This is a genomic window from Anaerovorax odorimutans (genome assembly GCF_024459955.1).
Classification (GTDB): Bacteria; Bacillota; Clostridia; order Peptostreptococcales; family Anaerovoracaceae; genus Hominibacterium; species Hominibacterium odorimutans_A.
Genome location: NZ_JANFXK010000005.1, coordinates 137,041 through 153,103, shown reverse-complemented (window position 1 = coordinate 153,103; position 16,063 = coordinate 137,041). Strand labels below are relative to the sequence as shown.

The window sequence follows — 16,063 nt, the reverse complement described above, 5'->3', positions numbered from 1 at the left end:
TTATGAAAATCGCTTTTGAAAATGGGCTTTTAATTGACGGCAATGGTGGCGAGCCAGTAGCGGATTCACTGGTGCTGATTGACGATAAAAAGATTGTTTATGCAGGCCCTAAAAAAGAGTTTGACGGCAGCTATGAGGTGCGGGATATTTCCGGAAAGACGATTATGCCGGGACTGATCGATTCCCATCTCCATTACAGCGGCAACCTCAGCGATAACGATACGGAATGGGTTATGGAACCGATCTTCCAGAAGGCCGTGGTAGCTGTGGCGCAGGCCAGAGAAGCGCTGGAAAACGGCCTCACTTCCGTAGGCGAGATTTCCCGTTTTGGTCCATATATCCGGGATATGATCGAAGCAGGCGTCATCCCGGGTCCGAGAACGGTGACGGCGGGAATCGGATTCTGCAGGACTGCCGGCCACGGCGATTCTCATAAACTGCCTTTGGAATATAACGAAGCATCCCATCCCTGGGCGGAACGGGTGGACGGACCATGGGAACTGCGTAAAGCTATTCGCCGCAGGATTCGTGAAAATCCAGACGCCATCAAGATTTGGTCTACTGGCGGCGGCATTTGGCGCCATGATGCCAAGGCGGACTCCCATTATACCATGGAAGAAATTCAGGCTGTCGTGGATGAGAGCAATATGATCGGGCTTCCCGTATGGTCTCACGCGGAGGGATACGAAGGCGCGCTCAATTCCTGCAAGGCCGGTGTTTCCGTTGTGATCCACGGACAGGAGCTCAATGAAGAATGTCTGGAAATCATGAAGGAAAAGGATATTACCTTCTGCCCTACATACCAGTTCTTTACCGAATGGTTTACGGTATACGAACCGCCTTACCGCCCGATTCACGACAAATATCCAGGTGCGACAACGGCGGAAAAGGAGCTGAATCGAATCACCGACAATCTGCTGAATGCCAACAAGAAGGGCATCCGTATCACAGTCGGCTCCGATTCTTTCTGCAGTACCCTGACTCCTTACGGGAAATATGCCATTACCGAAATGTACGCGCTCAATAAGGCGGGTCTGACCAACATGGAGGTTATTCTGGCAGCAACGAAAAACGGAGCGGAAATGCTGCGAATCGATGACATCACCGGAACGCTGGAAGCAGGGAAATTTGCCGATCTTCTGGTGCTTTCCGGCAACCCGGCTGAGGACATCAAGGCTGTTTCCACGGATAACATGGAAGTGATTATGAAAGAAGGGGCCTTTGTAAAAGGAGCATAATGATTGAGCTGCTTCCAAGAAAATTTATAGCCGGGATTAATTGTAAAATATTGACAATTAATCCCGGTTGCTATATAATGGCCATAAAAGAAAGACTTTAACACAGTAAGCCAACATGCTAAAATAAAAAGGAAAGGTGGTGAAATAGTATGGATGCAGAATTAAAGGAAATATTGGTCTCTATGCAAAAAGATTTAAAGCAGCTGCAAGCGGATGTCGCAGGGTTGAAGGAACAAAGCCGGCAGATGCAAGCGGACATCTCTGGGTTGAAGGGAGCTGTGATTCAGCTTCAAAAACAAGATCAGCGTAATTTTCAAATTCTTGAGACCGATTTGGGTGCTGCGATTGACGGAATGCAGATTCTGAGAGAGCAGAAAGTGGATAAAAAAGCGTTGAAAAACGCTGTTATGAGGATATAACGTATTTATCCAAAATCCTAATTTGTATAATGCCGCTTCCGGGTGGGACTGGAAAATCAGGCGGCAGCCATAATATTTTAAAAGTACCCACTTTTAAGCAAGCGTTAACAGATATCATGTCTGTAAATGGTTGCTTTTTTTAATACGTGGGAAACGAAATGCAGTCTGATAACCAGAGTCCGATTTTAGAAAAAAGTTGCCGCTGCCCACTGTGTTGTGAGAATCAATTTCCCAAGTTATAAGTTTTATGTCTGGCAGCTTGCAACCGAAATATGCAAATGTCAAATAGACTTCGAAAAAAGTGAAAAAATGATAGTTTTGCCGGGATAGCCTCTGGAAAATAAGAAAGAGTATCGTAATATGCAATTATTTAAAGGCTAAATGATACTTTCAGAAAAGAACTCGGCGAAATTTTCGTGAAACTATCAAAATCATGAGAAATTCTTGCACCTATTGATATTTGGGGTTGGGACCCGATGCGAACCGTATACGATATTCTCCAATTGAACCGGCTTCGCCGTAAGGTGCAGAATCGTGAAAGATGCTCGACGCAGCCCGCATCTTATATTATAATATAAATAAGTAAATATTTTTCGAGAGATAAAAACACGATCCGGTAGGTAGTCCGGATGCAGGATGGAAAGCGCCCTGTCAGTAACCTGCCTCCTTAGGTTGTCCATTCTCTTTTTCAGAAGGAAAAAGGAGAATTTTGTCATGCAAAAAATCAGGAGCAAGTTTACCGTGTTTTTTGAGGAGCCTTTCTGGGTTGGCGTGTATGAGCGGATCTGCGATGAAGGATATCAGGTCTGTAAAGTGACTTTTGGCGCGGAGCCAAAGGATTACGAAGTGTATGGCTTTTTATCGGAGAATTGGAAAGACCTCAATTTCAGCAAGCCCATACCCATGGAAGAATTTCCGGAACGGCGGATTAATCCCAAGCGAATGCGCCGGGCGATTGCCAAAAGCCTGGAGCCCGCAGGAATCGGTACAAAGGCGCAGCAGGCGTTAAAACAGCAGCAGGAGCAGCGCAAAGCTGAGACAAAGAGGGAAAATAAAGATGAGAAACAGCGGCTCAAACAGGAGCGGTTTGAAAGGAAGCAGAAAAAACGAAAAGAAAAACACAGAGGTCATTAAGGCGGTAAAGCGCAAGGAAAAAAGCCCGGCTTATTTTCAAGAGCCGGGCTTTGCCTATGAATGGACCTCTATTCCTATTCCGTACGGTTATCGTCCATATCAATACCGATATCGTTGTTAATCACCCGACCGAAGGTGATGGCCTTATCTCCGAATTTAGCACGGATATTGTCAATTGTACGTTCTACCTTTTCGCTTTCTTCCCGGCTGTTATCTGCAAGGTCGAAGAGAGAAAGCTGTTCAGATTCATTTTCATCGCACAGGTTGATCGCAGTAATGGTCAGCATACGTATGGGGTCGCGCAGGCGCCAGGATGAAGAAATGATCTCAATGGCGGCCCGACAGATTTCTTCCGCCAGATTGGTCGGCGCGGAAAGCTGCTTTTGCCTTGAGATTATCTTGAATTCCGGATCTTTGATATCTACCTTTACCCCGAAAGCCTTCATCTGATATTTGCGCAGCCTGCTGGCGACGGTATCCGATAAGGCGGTTACCGCCACTTTAATATCGTCCATACCTTGAAGATTGCGGCGGAAGGTAGTCCCGTTTCCCACGGATTTGATTTTTTCACGTTCGCTGTAGCGGCAGACCGGGCTGCTGTCCAGGCCATTGGCATATTCATACAGCATTCCGCCCTGCTTCCCCAGGAGCGCGGTCAGCAAAGTCCGGTCCGAACGGGCCAGATCGCCGATGGTCTTGATGCCGGTCTTGTTCAGCTTATCAGCAGTAGCTTCTCCGACAAAAAACATCTTTCGCACATTCATGGGCCAGAGGATATCTTTATAATTATCGCAGCTGATGACGGTAGTGCCGTCAGGTTTGTTGTAGTCACTGCCCATTTTGGCAAAAATTTTGTTGAAGGAAACTCCAACGGAGAGAGTCAGGCCCAGCTCGGTTTTAACGGTTTCCCGCAGCATATCGGCGATTTCCTTTCCCGTACCAAAGAGTTTCAGAGAGGCCGAGACATCCAGCCAGGATTCGTCAATGCTGAAAGGTTCCACCATATCGGTGAACCGCTGATAGATATCGTTGATCTTGAGACTGAATTCCTTGTATTTATAATGATGGGGCGGCAAAAGCCGCAGATCCGGACATTTTTTCTTTGCCTGCCATACGGTTTCCGCGGTGGTAATGCCATATTTCTTTGCCCGGGCGTTTTTGGCCAATATAATACCGTGACGGTTCTCCGGGTTCCCGCAGACCGCTACCGGGCTGTCTTTCAGTTCAGGATGATCTAATAATTCGACGGATGCGTAAAATCCGTCCATGTCGCAATGAAGTATTGTTCTGTCCATGCCTTTATTATAGCTGATTTTCCTGCCGGTAGCCATGGGAATCAGGCAAAGATTTGAATTTTAACGGGAAAAATTCGCTGCTTTTTTCCCGCGGCAATGTCGGTGGGGTGAGAAATATGGTATACTGTAAAACAGAAAGTCAGAAAAATCAAATAATAATGACAGGGGGGATTTTAAAATGGATCGAAAAGAAGACGCAAGGAGTAAAAAAATTATTTTCGTATCAAGCTGCCTGCTGAATACTAATAACAAGGTTCAGGGTCTGGCAAGATACCCGGGGATGTGCAAGGAAGTATTTGATACTTTACATAAGTATGATCTGGGAATCAATCAGATGCAGTGCCCGGAAACTCTCTATCTGGGCATCAAAAGATGGTGGGCCACTAAGAACCTTTACGACAATCACGGCTTCCGCAGTTTCTGCAGGGAGTTGGCGGAGCAGGCAGTGACTTATATGGAAGAATACGAACGGGCCGGCTATGAAACGGTGGGCGTATTGAGCTGCGACGGTTCTCCCACCTGCGGAGTGGATATAACCAGCTGGGATGAAAGATGGGGCGCCAGTCCGGTGGATCTCGAGTATAACGATGCGATCATCGAGGGATCGGGCGTGTACATTGAAGAGTTGAAAGAAGCCATCCGGGAGTGCGGTTTGAAAATGCCGCCGTTTTACGGGCTTGCTCTGGATGATGAATCCGTGGACATGAAACAGATTCTCACTGATTTTGAAGCCTTTATCAAGAGGATCTGCGAATAGATGGTTTTTTCGTGAAAGAAAAGGATAGGGGTAGATGGATTACCCCTATTTATGATATAATAATTAAATAGTTTTGACAGCTTGTCCGGTCTTGTAAGAAGGGCCGGGAATCAAGAACGTTTGAATGAGAAAGGGTTGATGAGATGCTAAAGAAGATCAATAAGGTGCTGAGAATTATATTCATAGGGTTTATACTGATTTACGGAATCGTTAAAGTATTCGATGTCGTGCCCAAAGAAAAAAAGGAGAAACGAGTAAGACACGTGGATAAGACTACCAGTGAATTCGACGAATTGTGGTAGATGGGGTTACGATAAGGGGATACTATGAAAAACGTAATGGTGTGTGTTACGCAGCAGAAGACCTGTGACCGGCTGATTCGCTATGGCCACGAGGTTTTGGATGGACAGGACGGTGAACTGTTCATTATTCATGTTGCGCCGAAAGATTTTAAGATTTTGGGAAGTTCCGAAGAAGGAGAGGCCCTGGACTATTTGTATGGAAAAGCTATTGAATACGGTGCGAATCTGACCGTGGTGCGTTCCAACAATATTTTAGAGACACTGGTGGATCTGGTGAAGAAGAATGAGATCACCAATGTGGTCTTAGGGCAGTCCGGCCAAGTGAAAAATGAAGCAAACCTCATTACAAGATTTGGGGAAAAAATCAGTAATCAGGCGGAACTGACAATCGTTCCGTGAAACAGGCAACAAGGGAGGACATAAGTTTGAGAGTATTGACGATTATAAGCGGCGTACTGTTGGTTTTGACGGGAGTATTTTGTTTTGCCAACCCTGGAGAGACCTTTTTGTCGCTGGCTTTTGTGCTGGGATTGATCATGGTGATCAACAGCATCATACAGGGGATCGCTTACTGTTGGGGAAGAAGCGGGCAGAACGACAATAACGGATGGATTCTGACAGAAGCCATCATAACCTTTATTTTGGGTATTCTGGTGCTGAGCAACCAGATTGCGGCAGATGTGGCCATTCCGATGGTGTTCGGAATGTGGGTCATGTTTTCCGGCGTGCTGAGAGTAGTAACGGCAACAATGATCGACCGGGCAAACAAAAAACTGAATTTTGCCTGGACGCTGATTACCGGAGTCCTGTGCGTGCTGGGAGGCATCTACGCTTTTCTGGATCCGATCATCGCAGGGCTTGCCATTGCGGTGCTCCTGGGAATTCTCTTTGTATTGCAGGGAATCAGTACCCTAGAGCTGGGCATTCATATGCCTCATGAAAAAAAGGTAAAAAAACCAAAGGCAAAGAAAGAAAAGAAACATAAAAAAGGACAAAAACAATTGCAGAAGGAAGCAGCAGAGGAGGAACCGGTGATTCAGCCTGTCCAGCCTGTGCAGATGCCGCAGGAAACAGCCGCCGTTTCTCAGACGCAGGAGATAAAAGAGGAACCGCAGATGCCTGTCGAACCAGAGGCTGCGCCGACTGTTAAAGCGGAGCCGGAGGAAAATCCTGTTTCAGCGGCCGATGAACAGCAGGAGGAAGAGGATAGAATCGCAGCGGCAATCAGGAGGGCCGAAGAAGCTCAGATCGCAGCAGCGCTTCAAAAAGCCGCCTCTATTCAAAATAACGCAGACGTCAAAGACGATGACAAACCCGATTTTTCAAATATTTTTAAAGACCAGAAATAAAAAGGATTATACATAAAAGCCTGTACCGCCGAAATTTGCGATACAGGCTTTTTCTATAGATAATTCTCAGGAATTGTGCGGTGAGATGGTGATGTAAGTCAGCTCCGGAACGGCCATGAATCTGGCCGGTATCTTAGTCGTTCCGAGGCCGGAGTTAACATAGAGAACCGTTTTATTGTTATTGTTCAGTTCATAGCTTCCCTTGACGTATTTCTCGCCGTATGAAGGGAGAAACTTTTCTGTGTAAAAGGGCACCCGGATCTGTCCACCGTGGGTGTGGCCCGCAACCATGTAATCCGTGTTGGAATCCAATATCTTTTCGACGATATCCGGTTCGTGGCATAATACCAGATTGTACATGGAAGAATCCGCTTTATTGACAACGGAAGGATCACCGTATCCGATGAGAAGGTCGTCGATTCCAATCAGCCGCAGATTGTTTTTGCGGAAGGTAACAGTTTCATTGACAAGAACTTTGAACCCGCCCTTTTTCATGATGCTTTCGTATTTGTACTCCGCGCCGCCGCCGTAATCGTGGTTGCCGAAGACAGCATATTTGCCCATATTGGCTTTCATCATAGAAAGTTTTTCCGAAATCTCGGAAGTATCCTTGTTATACTGGCTCAGGTTATCGATCAGGTCACCGGCGAAAAGCAGGATGTCCGGAGGATTTTCATTGACTTTGTCAACTACTTTCTGAAACATATCCGTATCGTATTGAAAACCAAAGTGCGTGTCTGCGAACACGGCCACTGTGATAGGCTCTTTCATAGAATAACTGGTGTCCTGCGTTTCTGTAACCGTCAGCCGGTTTGGTTCGATAAAGTGCGCGTAGCCTACGCAGAGAACACCGATAAGTACAACAATAAAAGCTAAAATAAATATCCATTTAAAAAGCTTTCCAATCGCTCTCAGCATTTCAAAACCCCATTTCTGTCTTTCTAAAATCGCTCTATTATAATACCACTTATTATGTCCCGATTCAATGCGCCGCAGGTGGTAAAAGCTTAAATTCTATGGTATAATTCATTAACATTTTGTGAATTTATAAGGAGGATGTATGTGGGATATCTGTATAATCGGAGGCGGAGCTTCGGCCATGGCAGCTGCGATTACCGCGGCTTCGGAAAACCCCGGGCTTTCCATCTGCGTTTTGGAAAAAAAGGATGCTCTGGGGAAAAAACTGGCTGCCACAGGTAACGGAAAGTGCAATCTGACCAATGCGGGCTGCCCCAATGTGAGGCAGACATTGGAGTTTTTTTCGTCCATGGGAATCGTTACCAGAACCGATGAGCAGGGAAGAATTTATCCCTATTCTCAGCAGGCGAGAGATGTGGTCTATGGGATGATCCGGCAGATGAAAGCACTTGGTATCAGGACCAGAACCGGTTGTACGGCAGAGCGTATTTCCAGGGTGCCCGGCGGTTTTCAGATTGCTTTCGGCGGCGGAGAAGAACTTTCCGCAAAGCGCGTGCTGCTGGCGGCAGGGGGGAAGGCAGCGCCGCAGTTTGGTACCTCGGGGGACGGATATACCCTGGCCAAACAGATGGGACATACAATAACCAGACTTTCGCCGGTTCTTACGGCCCTGGATGTGAAAGAGGACTTCCGGCTGCTGAAGGGGATTCGTATGAAAGCATCGGTGGGATTATGGAAGGATGAAACCCTGATCTCGCAGGAAGAAGGAGAGGTCCAGTTTACAGCCGAAGGGTTATCCGGCATCTGTGTTTTTGATTTAAGCAGGTTTGTTAAATTTGAACCGGGCGAAGCTTTTTCGGAAGGAATCGGCAGGTATGGAATCCGGTTGGACTTTCTGCCCCATATGGATCTGAGGCAGGTGGAAGCTTTTCTGGATGAACGCTGCGGAATTCCCGGCCTGAAAGCAAAAGAGCTCCTGCTTTCTATCCTTCCATCGATTTTGGCGGAGAGACTGCTTTCTGCGGCACAGATCAACGGCGATGTTCAGGCGGCACAGGTGACGGAGGAAAAGCTTCGGATACTGGCGGGGCTTTTGAAAGGATGGAAGCTGACCCTTTCGGGGGTAAAGGGATGGAAAACGGCGCAGTGTACCTCCGGCGGAGTGGAGCTGTCTGAGATTGATGAGCGGACTATGGAATCCCGTCTGGCTCCGGGGTTTTATTTTGCGGGAGAAATCATCGATTACGACGGCCCCTGCGGGGGATTCAATCTGCAAAACGCATGGGAAACGGGAATAAAAGCAGGAAAGGCAATGGCGGCCAGCCTGTAAAAGGTCAAACCCGGAAAAAAGGAAAATCAGATATCTAAATGATGGGAAGGACTAAGAAGACTCAGGGCAGGGGAGTTCACTCTGTCAGGGGTCTTTTTTATGTTCTCGGCAAAGCCTGAATACTGCTTTCGGATAAACTGAAATGTGGACAAAATTCGGAATATTAAAAATTGAATAAAATATCAAAACGTGGTATTGTTAAAGAAGGATGATTTATGAAATTGCTAAGACAAGACGCATAATACAAAACAGGAAAACCTTATGTCTGAGAAAATTTCATAAAAAGAAACAAGGGTGAATTAACGTAATTTTTAAATGGAAAGGAAGATGCATATGACTCAGTACAAAGAATTGTTCCAACAGGCGCAAATCGGTAAGCTGAAACTAAAGAACAAAACTTCTATGGCCCCCATGGGCCCGGTGGGGTACGCTGATGCCTTCGGCGCTTTTGATCAGCGGCTTCAGGACTATTATGTAGAACGCGCGAGGCACGGAGTAGGTCTGATCATTACCGGTATCTGCAGCGTCGATGTCAACATCGAGGGCATGAGTACGGCCGGAATTCCCTGTCCGACAGTAGAGCCACTGAAGTTCGTACACAATGCCTATCAGATGAATGAACGGGTTCATGCGTACGGCGCAAAAATTTTCCTGCAGCTGACCGGCGGCCTTGGAAGGAGCGCGCTTCCTGGGTTTACCACAAAGCAGATCGCACCGTCCGAACAGGGCAATCGGTTTGATCCAAGCGTGACCCACAGGGAAATGACAAAAGAAGAAATTATGAACCTGATCCAGAAATTTGTCATGTCCGCAGTGGTTGCCAAGCGATCGGGATTCGACGGAGTGGAAGTCCATGCGGTTCACGAAGGTTATTTGCTGGATCAGTTCGCGATCTCTTTGTACAATCATCGTGAGGATGAATTCGGCGGCAGCCTGGAAAACAGGCTGCGGGTATCGACGATGATCGTGCAGGGTATCAAGAAAGCCTGCGGCAAAGATTTTCCGGTCAGCCTGCGTTACAGTCTGAAAAGCTGCATGAAAGGCCTGCGGCAGGGCGGACTTCCGGGAGAAGAGTATGAGGAAGCCGGCAAGGATATTGAAGAAGGTATTGAAGCGGCAAAAATTCTGGTGGCGGCAGGATACGACGCGCTCAATGTGGACGCCGGAACCTATGACTCCTGGTACTGGAACCATCCGCCTATGTATTTTGAGGATGGCTGCTACAGAGAGTTTGGTGAGATACTGAAAAAGGCCGTGGATGTGCCGATTATACTTGCGGGGAAAATGGAAAATCCGCAGATGGCCGTGGAGGCTCTGGGCAAGAGCTGCGATATTGTCAGCTACGGCAGGCAGCTTTTGTGCGACGCGGAATACGTGGAAAAAATGCGCACTGGAAGATTGGATGAGGTAAGGCCTTGCCTGGGATGTCATGAAGGATGTCTGGGCAGAATTGGCAATGGACCGGTCAGCTGCGCCGTAAATCCTGCGTGCGGCAGGGAAACGATTTATGGAATCGTTCCGGCAGCTGTGAAGAAGACGATTCTGGTTATCGGAGGGGGCGTGGCCGGCCTTGAAGTTGCCAGAACCGCATCGATCGCCGGACATAAAGTGATTCTCTGTGAAAAGAGCGACGCCCTTGGAGGAAATCTGATCCCCGGCGGCGTACCGCATTTTAAACGGAACGACCACAAACTGATCGCTTATTATAAGCGGCAGATGGAGCTGCTGGGCGTGGATGTGAGGTATAATACGGTTGTGACAGCAGACTCGGCGGCGCAATACGAGGCGGATGTTATCGTAGTAGCTACCGGTTCCAAGGCCAAGAAGATCAACCTGCCAGGCAGTGGAAAAACGGTAACTGCGGAAGAGGTACTCTTAGATAAGGTCTCCTGCAGCGACAAGGTTCTTATGGTTGGAGGCGGTTTGGTGGGATGCGAGACGGCCCTCTGGCTGGCCCAGCAGGGAAAAGAGGTCAACGTTGTGGAAGTCCTTCCGGAATTGCTGGGAGGTCATGGCGCGCTGCCTCATATGAATGAATTCATGCTCTATGATCTTCTCAAATATCATAAGATCGGAATTTATACGAACGCGCAGATCGTTGAGACCGGCGATGCCGTGACGATAGTCAAAAAGGATGATGAAACCATAGAGCTGCCATCAGAAACGATCATTCTGTCGGTGGGATATGATTCGGACGATCAGCTCTATAGCGAGCTTAAGGATCTGGAAATTCCGGTTTACAATATTGGAGATTCACAGCGGGTACATAACATTATGTATGCGATATGGGATGCTTACGAATTGGCCAGGAATATTTAGTAATCAGTTTATTTGAAGCGGGGCGGGAAGAATGACATAGCGTGATTCTTCCCGCCTCTTTTAAATGAGAAGATGAAGCACGGTGAATGAATACAAAACTATGAAGCAATCGGAAAGCAAAAGGGTGTGCAGCCATACTTTATAAGACTTGTTCAGGAAAGGCGTGTGCGATATAATAGCGTTACTGAGCCAAACTAACAATGCAAAAGCGGGAGGATAATGACAAATGTACTATAGAATACACCAGATAAAATTACAGCCGGGTGAAGATAAAAATCATATCCCGCAGAAGATAAAAAAGAAAACAGGGGCCTTGGTGAAAGACTGGATTATAAGAAGAGAGTCCATCGACGCCAGGGATAAAAAGCAAATTCGGGTAGTTTACACCGTGGATTTTTCCTGTGATAAAACCTTAAAACTGCCGCAGGCTCCTGATCTGAGCTATAAAAATGTGAATCCGGGCAGCGCTCCGATGAACGGCCGTCCGGTAATCGTTGGTTTTGGCCCCTGCGGAATCTTTGCGGCGCTGATTCTGGCGGATATGGGATATCGGCCTATCGTACTGGAGCGGGGGCGGGCTATGGAGCAGCGCGTCCGGGATGTGGAGCATTTCTGGAAAACCGGAGAACTGGACGAAGTCTCCAACGTGCAGTTTGGTGAAGGCGGCGCGGGAACATTTTCTGACGGGAAGCTGACCACCGGAATCAAAGATCCCCGGATTGCAAAGGTGCTGGAAACTTTTGTGCAGGCCGGAGCGAACCCGGAGATTCTCTATAAACAGAAACCTCATATTGGCACGGATGTGCTTCGCCGCGTGGTTGTTAACTTGAGGAAAGAAATCCAGGCTAAGGGCGGTGAAATCCGTTTTGAAAGCAGGGTTACGGATCTGGTTATATCGGATGGCAAATTAAAAGGTGTTGTCATCAACGGCGCGGAGCAGCTGGGGACAGATCATCTGGTTCTGGCACTGGGGCACAGCTCGCGGGATACGTTTCGTATGCTCAGGGACCGCCGGGTTCCCATGGAACAGAAGCCCTTTTCCATCGGCGTGAGAATCGAACACCCGCAGGAGTGGATCGACCGGGCACAGTATGGAGATCCGGCTTTAGCGGAAATTCTCGGTCCCGCCGATTACAAGCTGAGTCATCACTCTGAAAACGGCAGAGGTGTCTATACCTTCTGCATGTGCCCGGGCGGAGAAGTGATTATGGCAGCTTCTCAAAAAGGTTTGACCGTGACCAATGGCATGAGCTACAGCGCCCGTGCCGGACAGTACGCCAACAGCGGTCTTTTGGTGGATGTGCGTACTTCTGATTTTTCTTCGGAAGATGTGCTGGCAGGTGTGGAATTCCAGGAGAAATATGAAAAAATGGCTTTTGAAAATGGTAACCCTCCAAGAACGACATGGAAGCAATTTGCTGAAAAGGGGGATCCGGTAGCCGCTTCTCTTCCTGACTTCGCAGTGGAGTCCATAAAAGAGGCTATGCCGTATTTAGGAAAAAAGCTGCGAGGTTTTGATGACCCGAGCGTAAAAATGACTGCGGTAGAAAGCCGCAGTTCATCGCCGGTTCGGATTTTGAGAGGAGAGGCCCTGGAATCGGATATAGAAGGACTCTATCCAGCAGGCGAAGGCGCTGGATATGCAGGAGGAATCACATCGGCGGCAGTGGACGGAATAAAGGTTGCGGAAGAAATCATCCGCAGATGCAGTCCGCCTGCTGAGAAGTAATGAAGAATGGGTAGGGGTGGCAGTGCCCGGCGATAACTTTTTCTGAAATGCAGGCTCTGGTTTCCCGGCCTGCATTTAACTCTGCGGATCGGGGGCGTTCTATTTACGCAACTGGCTGGGATAGAAATTTTGAATTCCCGGAAACGCACAAGGTACCGTGTGTTATAATAACAAATATATGAAAAATTATTGCAGATATAGGATTGAAAGGAAGGATTGAAATTATGATACAGGTTGAAATGTTAGATGTTAATGGTCAGACAATACAAGGAATTTGCATAAAGGCCCCGGGCGGCGAAGGGCATCCTAATATGCTGGTTCTTTTATGTAAAAAAGGTTATATTATGTGTGGTTATCTGAATCAGGCCGCGGCCGAGAAATTTGGAGACGCGGCTGCTGTTGTGGGCGGAAGCAATTTTGATGAAGTTTTGGCAAACCCAGTGAAAGCGGTGACCCCTGAAGGTGAAAAAATGGGTGTCGCGGTGGGGATGAGCGGCGCGGAGGCTGCGATGAAATTGAATGGGTAGAAGAAGCCCTGACTATGGGTTGCTGGTGCGAAAGGTAAGCGAACATAAATTCTCCAGGTCCTTCGCACCTTTAAATGGCTGAGAATTGTTTAATGTGGGAAACAATTTAAACAGAATGTGCTAAGTTTTATTTGAGAAAAGCAAAATCGTATGAGCTGTCTGTGATGTTTTGTACTATTTTGCTGTCGCATCCCGCAAGGGGTGCGTGGATTGAAATCATACGGAAAAAACCGCAAGCCTGAGCATTAAAGTCGCATCCCGCAAGGGGTGCGTGGATTGAAATATCGACCTGCTGGACAACGTGAAAAAGGCGTTTCGTCGCATCCCGCAAGGGGTGCGTGGATTGAAATTCCGTTGTCTCCTCCGCTTGTCCCAAACAAATTTGTCGCATCCCGCAAGGGGTGCGTGGATTGAAATAAAGTTAAAGTAGCGCACACAATCTTCTGACATGTCGCATCCCGCAAGGGGTGCATAGAGGGGATCCGTACAACTGAAGCTTGTTTGCACAGGCCCCCTCTATCTACAAAACTGTCATTTTTTATTTGCTCGATTAATCTTTAAAAACCAGGGTAAAACACGTTCCTTCGCCCAGCCAGCTCTCCGCATGAATATCAATATCATGATGAGCGGCGATCTGCGCCGCGATGGCAAGACCCAGGCCGCATCCTTCTTTGTCAGCACTGGACCTGCCTCTGTAAAACTGACTGAAAATATTGGGCAGATCCTCGGCAGGTATGCCGCATCCCTGGTCCACGACCCGGCATACAAAATGGTCCGAATATTCCGCGGAGACGGTGACCGTTTTTCCGGCGGGAGTGAATTTGACCGCATTGTCCAAAAGGATGGTAAAAAGTTGCCGCAGGCGGCCATAGTCGCCTTTGACAGAACAATGAGAGCAAGTTTCGCACAGGCAGTCCAGGCGAAGCGTGATATTCTTTTTCTCCGCCAGAGGGCGGATTCCGGAGAGAGCGTCCTGTATCAGCTCGTAGGGGTTCAGATCCGATTGATTCATGTTGAATTCGGCGGACTGGAGGCTGGAAAGATCCAAAAGATCATGGATCAGGCGGTGCAGCTGGATGCTGTCCTTGAGCATGGCCTGATGATATTGGCGTACTTTCTGCGGGTCCGTTACCAGACCTTCACAAAGCGCTTCCAGCGATGCCCGTATAGTAGTAACGGGCGTACGCAATTCATGAGAAATATTCGAAATAAAAGTTTGCCGCATTTTATCCAGATTATCGCGTTCCGCTCTGGCCTCGGAGAGTCGTATGGCCAGCTCATCCACCGATTCTGCCAGCCTTCCCAGCTCATCATCCTGCCGGACGTTTGTACGCACCTCATAGTTGCCTTCCTGAAGCTGGAAGGCGCTTTTTTGTATTTTTTCCAGGGGCTTTGTGATAATACGAAAGATAATAATAGCGATGCACAGAGTAACGAGCATGGCAATCAGGAGACTGAAAGCGAGATTGGTCATAGAAGTTTTCATGGCATCCAATACTACGTCATGAGAAGTCTGGACCAACACTACGCCGATGACAAACCCGCCGCTGTCCAAAATGGGCGTGCCCACCCCGAACATGTCGCGGTTCCAAACCTTCCGATAGGTATCATTATGAACGGAATTTCCCTGCAGCAAGTAATGCAGCATATCCGTATAGCGAGTCGGCAGCTGATCGAATTCCAGCCTGCCGGTTTTTCGATTGTAGCTGATCAGTTCCTTATCCTTGGTGATGATCCAGACAGAGATATCCGCCATATTGGAAGTGCCGCTAATGATATCCGTATAAGTACGAATTTCAGATGGGTCCTGAGAACCCACCGGCTTTCCCGTATCTTCCACATGATTGCTGACCGCCTCCGCAATGGATCCGGCCAACTGGCTCAGATGACGTTCATAAGTATATTTGGAATAACTGAACGCAAAGAGCGCGCCGGTAATCACAGCGAAGAGAAACAGCGCCGCGCATTGCCAGAATGCGATCTTCCTGAACAGTGAATCAATCCTTCTTATCTTTAATATTTTTTTCAAATTTGTAACCTACTCCCCAAATTGTTTTTATATCCCATAGAGGATGCTCAAAGCGGGAAATTTTGCTGCGCAGCCGTTTCACGTGAGAATCCACTGTGCGGGTGTCTCCGTAATAATCGTAGCCCCAGAGGCGGTTGAGAAGTTCTGTGCGGGTAAAAACCTTATCGGGATTTCCGCAGAGGAGCCAGAGAATTTCACATTCGCGCTTTGTAAGAGGCACAGTCTGTCCATTGATCTTTACCAGATAGGCATCCAGGTCAATCATCAGATTGAGCGTGAAAATGACCAGCGGCGCACCCGAAGCCTCCGATTTGCTGATCCGCCTCAGAACAGCCTTCACCCTGGCCATAACCTCGCCGGGCGAAAAGGGTTTTACAATATAATCGTCCGCGCCGATCTCAAGACCCATGATCCGCTCATAGTCCTCGCTGCGGGCAGTCACCATGATAATGGGAATGTCGGAAACCTTGCGTATCTGGCGGCAGACATCCAGCCCGTCTATACCGGGGATCATCAGATCCAAAAGAATCAAATCAAAGGTATTGGCCCGAAAAGCGGAGAGCGCGTCTTCGCCGCAGGAAACCGCCACAGTCTCAAAGCCTTCTTTTTCTGCGTATAGTGTAAGTACGTCCGTGATCTGTTCATTGTCATCGACAATTAATAACCTGGTCATTACAATCCCTCCATAACCATCGTGCCGGAGCGATGAGGCATCTA

General features: G+C 47.9%; 15 protein-coding genes. 11 read left to right on the top strand and 4 right to left on the bottom strand.

Translation table 11 applies throughout. The annotated features are described in order from the left end of the window. The first annotated feature begins 2 nt into the window (after window positions 1-2). From NE619_RS06355 to NE619_RS06345, 3 genes are all read left to right on the top strand, one after another. Entirely contained in the window at window positions 3-1,238 is a 1,236-nt protein-coding gene (locus tag NE619_RS06355; RefSeq protein ID WP_256131544.1) for a metal-dependent hydrolase family protein, read from the top strand. Between the two features lie 149 nt (window positions 1,239-1,387). Continuing rightward, window positions 1,388-1,657, top strand: coding sequence for a hypothetical protein (locus NE619_RS06350; protein WP_256131543.1), 270 nt, complete (start codon window positions 1,388-1,390; stop codon window positions 1,655-1,657). A 714-nt stretch (window positions 1,658-2,371) separates the two neighbouring features. Then, window positions 2,372-2,791: a YjdF family protein gene (locus NE619_RS06345; RefSeq protein WP_256131542.1), complete on the top strand. Its 420-nt coding sequence runs from the start codon at window positions 2,372-2,374 to the stop codon at window positions 2,789-2,791. A 74-nt stretch (window positions 2,792-2,865) separates the two neighbouring features. Here NE619_RS06345 and dinB read toward each other — a convergent pair whose 3' ends face one another. Continuing rightward, window positions 2,866-4,086 (bottom strand): DNA polymerase IV, encoded by a 1,221-nt coding sequence (gene dinB, locus NE619_RS06340; RefSeq protein ID WP_256131541.1) that lies wholly within the window; start codon window positions 4,084-4,086, stop codon window positions 2,866-2,868. A gap of 178 nt (window positions 4,087-4,264) precedes the next feature. On the opposite strand from dinB, the gene NE619_RS06335 reads away from it, so the two are divergent. From NE619_RS06335 to NE619_RS06320, 4 genes are all read left to right on the top strand, one after another. Next, window positions 4,265-4,843 carry a CD3072 family TudS-related putative desulfidase gene (locus NE619_RS06335; protein ID WP_256131540.1) on the top strand — a complete coding sequence of 193 codons (579 nt, stop codon included), beginning with the start codon at window positions 4,265-4,267 and terminating at the stop codon, window positions 4,841-4,843. Between the two features lie 143 nt (window positions 4,844-4,986). Further along, window positions 4,987-5,145, top strand: a complete 159-nt coding sequence (locus NE619_RS06330; RefSeq protein ID WP_256131539.1) for a hypothetical protein — start codon at window positions 4,987-4,989, stop codon at window positions 5,143-5,145. A gap of 24 nt (window positions 5,146-5,169) precedes the next feature. Further along, a complete protein-coding gene (locus NE619_RS06325; RefSeq protein WP_256131538.1) occupies window positions 5,170-5,544 on the top strand; it encodes a universal stress protein UspA in 375 nt (124 codons plus the stop codon). A gap of 26 nt (window positions 5,545-5,570) precedes the next feature. Next, on the top strand, window positions 5,571-6,494 hold the full coding sequence (locus NE619_RS06320; RefSeq protein ID WP_256131537.1) for an HdeD family acid-resistance protein: 924 nt from the start codon (window positions 5,571-5,573) through the stop codon (window positions 6,492-6,494). A gap of 66 nt (window positions 6,495-6,560) precedes the next feature. On the opposite strand, the gene NE619_RS06315 is transcribed toward NE619_RS06320, so the two are convergent. Then, window positions 6,561-7,412, bottom strand: coding sequence for a metallophosphoesterase (locus NE619_RS06315; RefSeq protein WP_256131536.1), 852 nt, complete (start codon window positions 7,410-7,412; stop codon window positions 6,561-6,563). Between the two features lie 142 nt (window positions 7,413-7,554). On the opposite strand from NE619_RS06315, the gene NE619_RS06310 reads away from it, so the two are divergent. The 4 genes from NE619_RS06310 (at window position 7,555) to NE619_RS06295 (ending at window position 13,317) form a co-directional block, all read left to right on the top strand. Next, a complete protein-coding gene (locus NE619_RS06310) occupies window positions 7,555-8,742 on the top strand; it encodes an aminoacetone oxidase family FAD-binding enzyme (RefSeq protein WP_256131535.1) in 1,188 nt (395 codons plus the stop codon). 333 nt (window positions 8,743-9,075) lie between these two features. Continuing rightward, the gene (locus NE619_RS06305; protein ID WP_256131534.1) at window positions 9,076-11,061 is read left to right on the top strand and encodes an FAD-dependent oxidoreductase; all 1,986 of its coding nucleotides are present in this window, start codon (window positions 9,076-9,078) and stop codon (window positions 11,059-11,061) included. Window positions 11,062-11,287: 226 nt separating this feature from the next. Next, window positions 11,288-12,790 (top strand): NAD(P)/FAD-dependent oxidoreductase, encoded by a 1,503-nt coding sequence (locus NE619_RS06300; protein WP_256131533.1) that lies wholly within the window; start codon window positions 11,288-11,290, stop codon window positions 12,788-12,790. A 224-nt stretch (window positions 12,791-13,014) separates the two neighbouring features. Then, complete coding sequence (locus tag NE619_RS06295; protein ID WP_256131532.1) at window positions 13,015-13,317, top strand: YunC family protein; 303 nt, start codon at window positions 13,015-13,017, stop codon at window positions 13,315-13,317. Window positions 13,318-13,867: 550 nt separating this feature from the next. Here the strand turns inward: NE619_RS06295 and NE619_RS06290 are convergent. Next, window positions 13,868-15,346 carry a HAMP domain-containing sensor histidine kinase gene (locus NE619_RS06290; RefSeq protein WP_256131531.1) on the bottom strand — a complete coding sequence of 493 codons (1,479 nt, stop codon included), beginning with the start codon at window positions 15,344-15,346 and terminating at the stop codon, window positions 13,868-13,870. Beyond that, window positions 15,315-16,019 (bottom strand): response regulator transcription factor, encoded by a 705-nt coding sequence (locus NE619_RS06285; protein ID WP_256131530.1) that lies wholly within the window; start codon window positions 16,017-16,019, stop codon window positions 15,315-15,317. The genes NE619_RS06290 and NE619_RS06285 overlap by 32 nt, the downstream gene beginning before the upstream one ends. Between the last annotated feature and the right edge of the window lie 44 nt (window positions 16,020-16,063).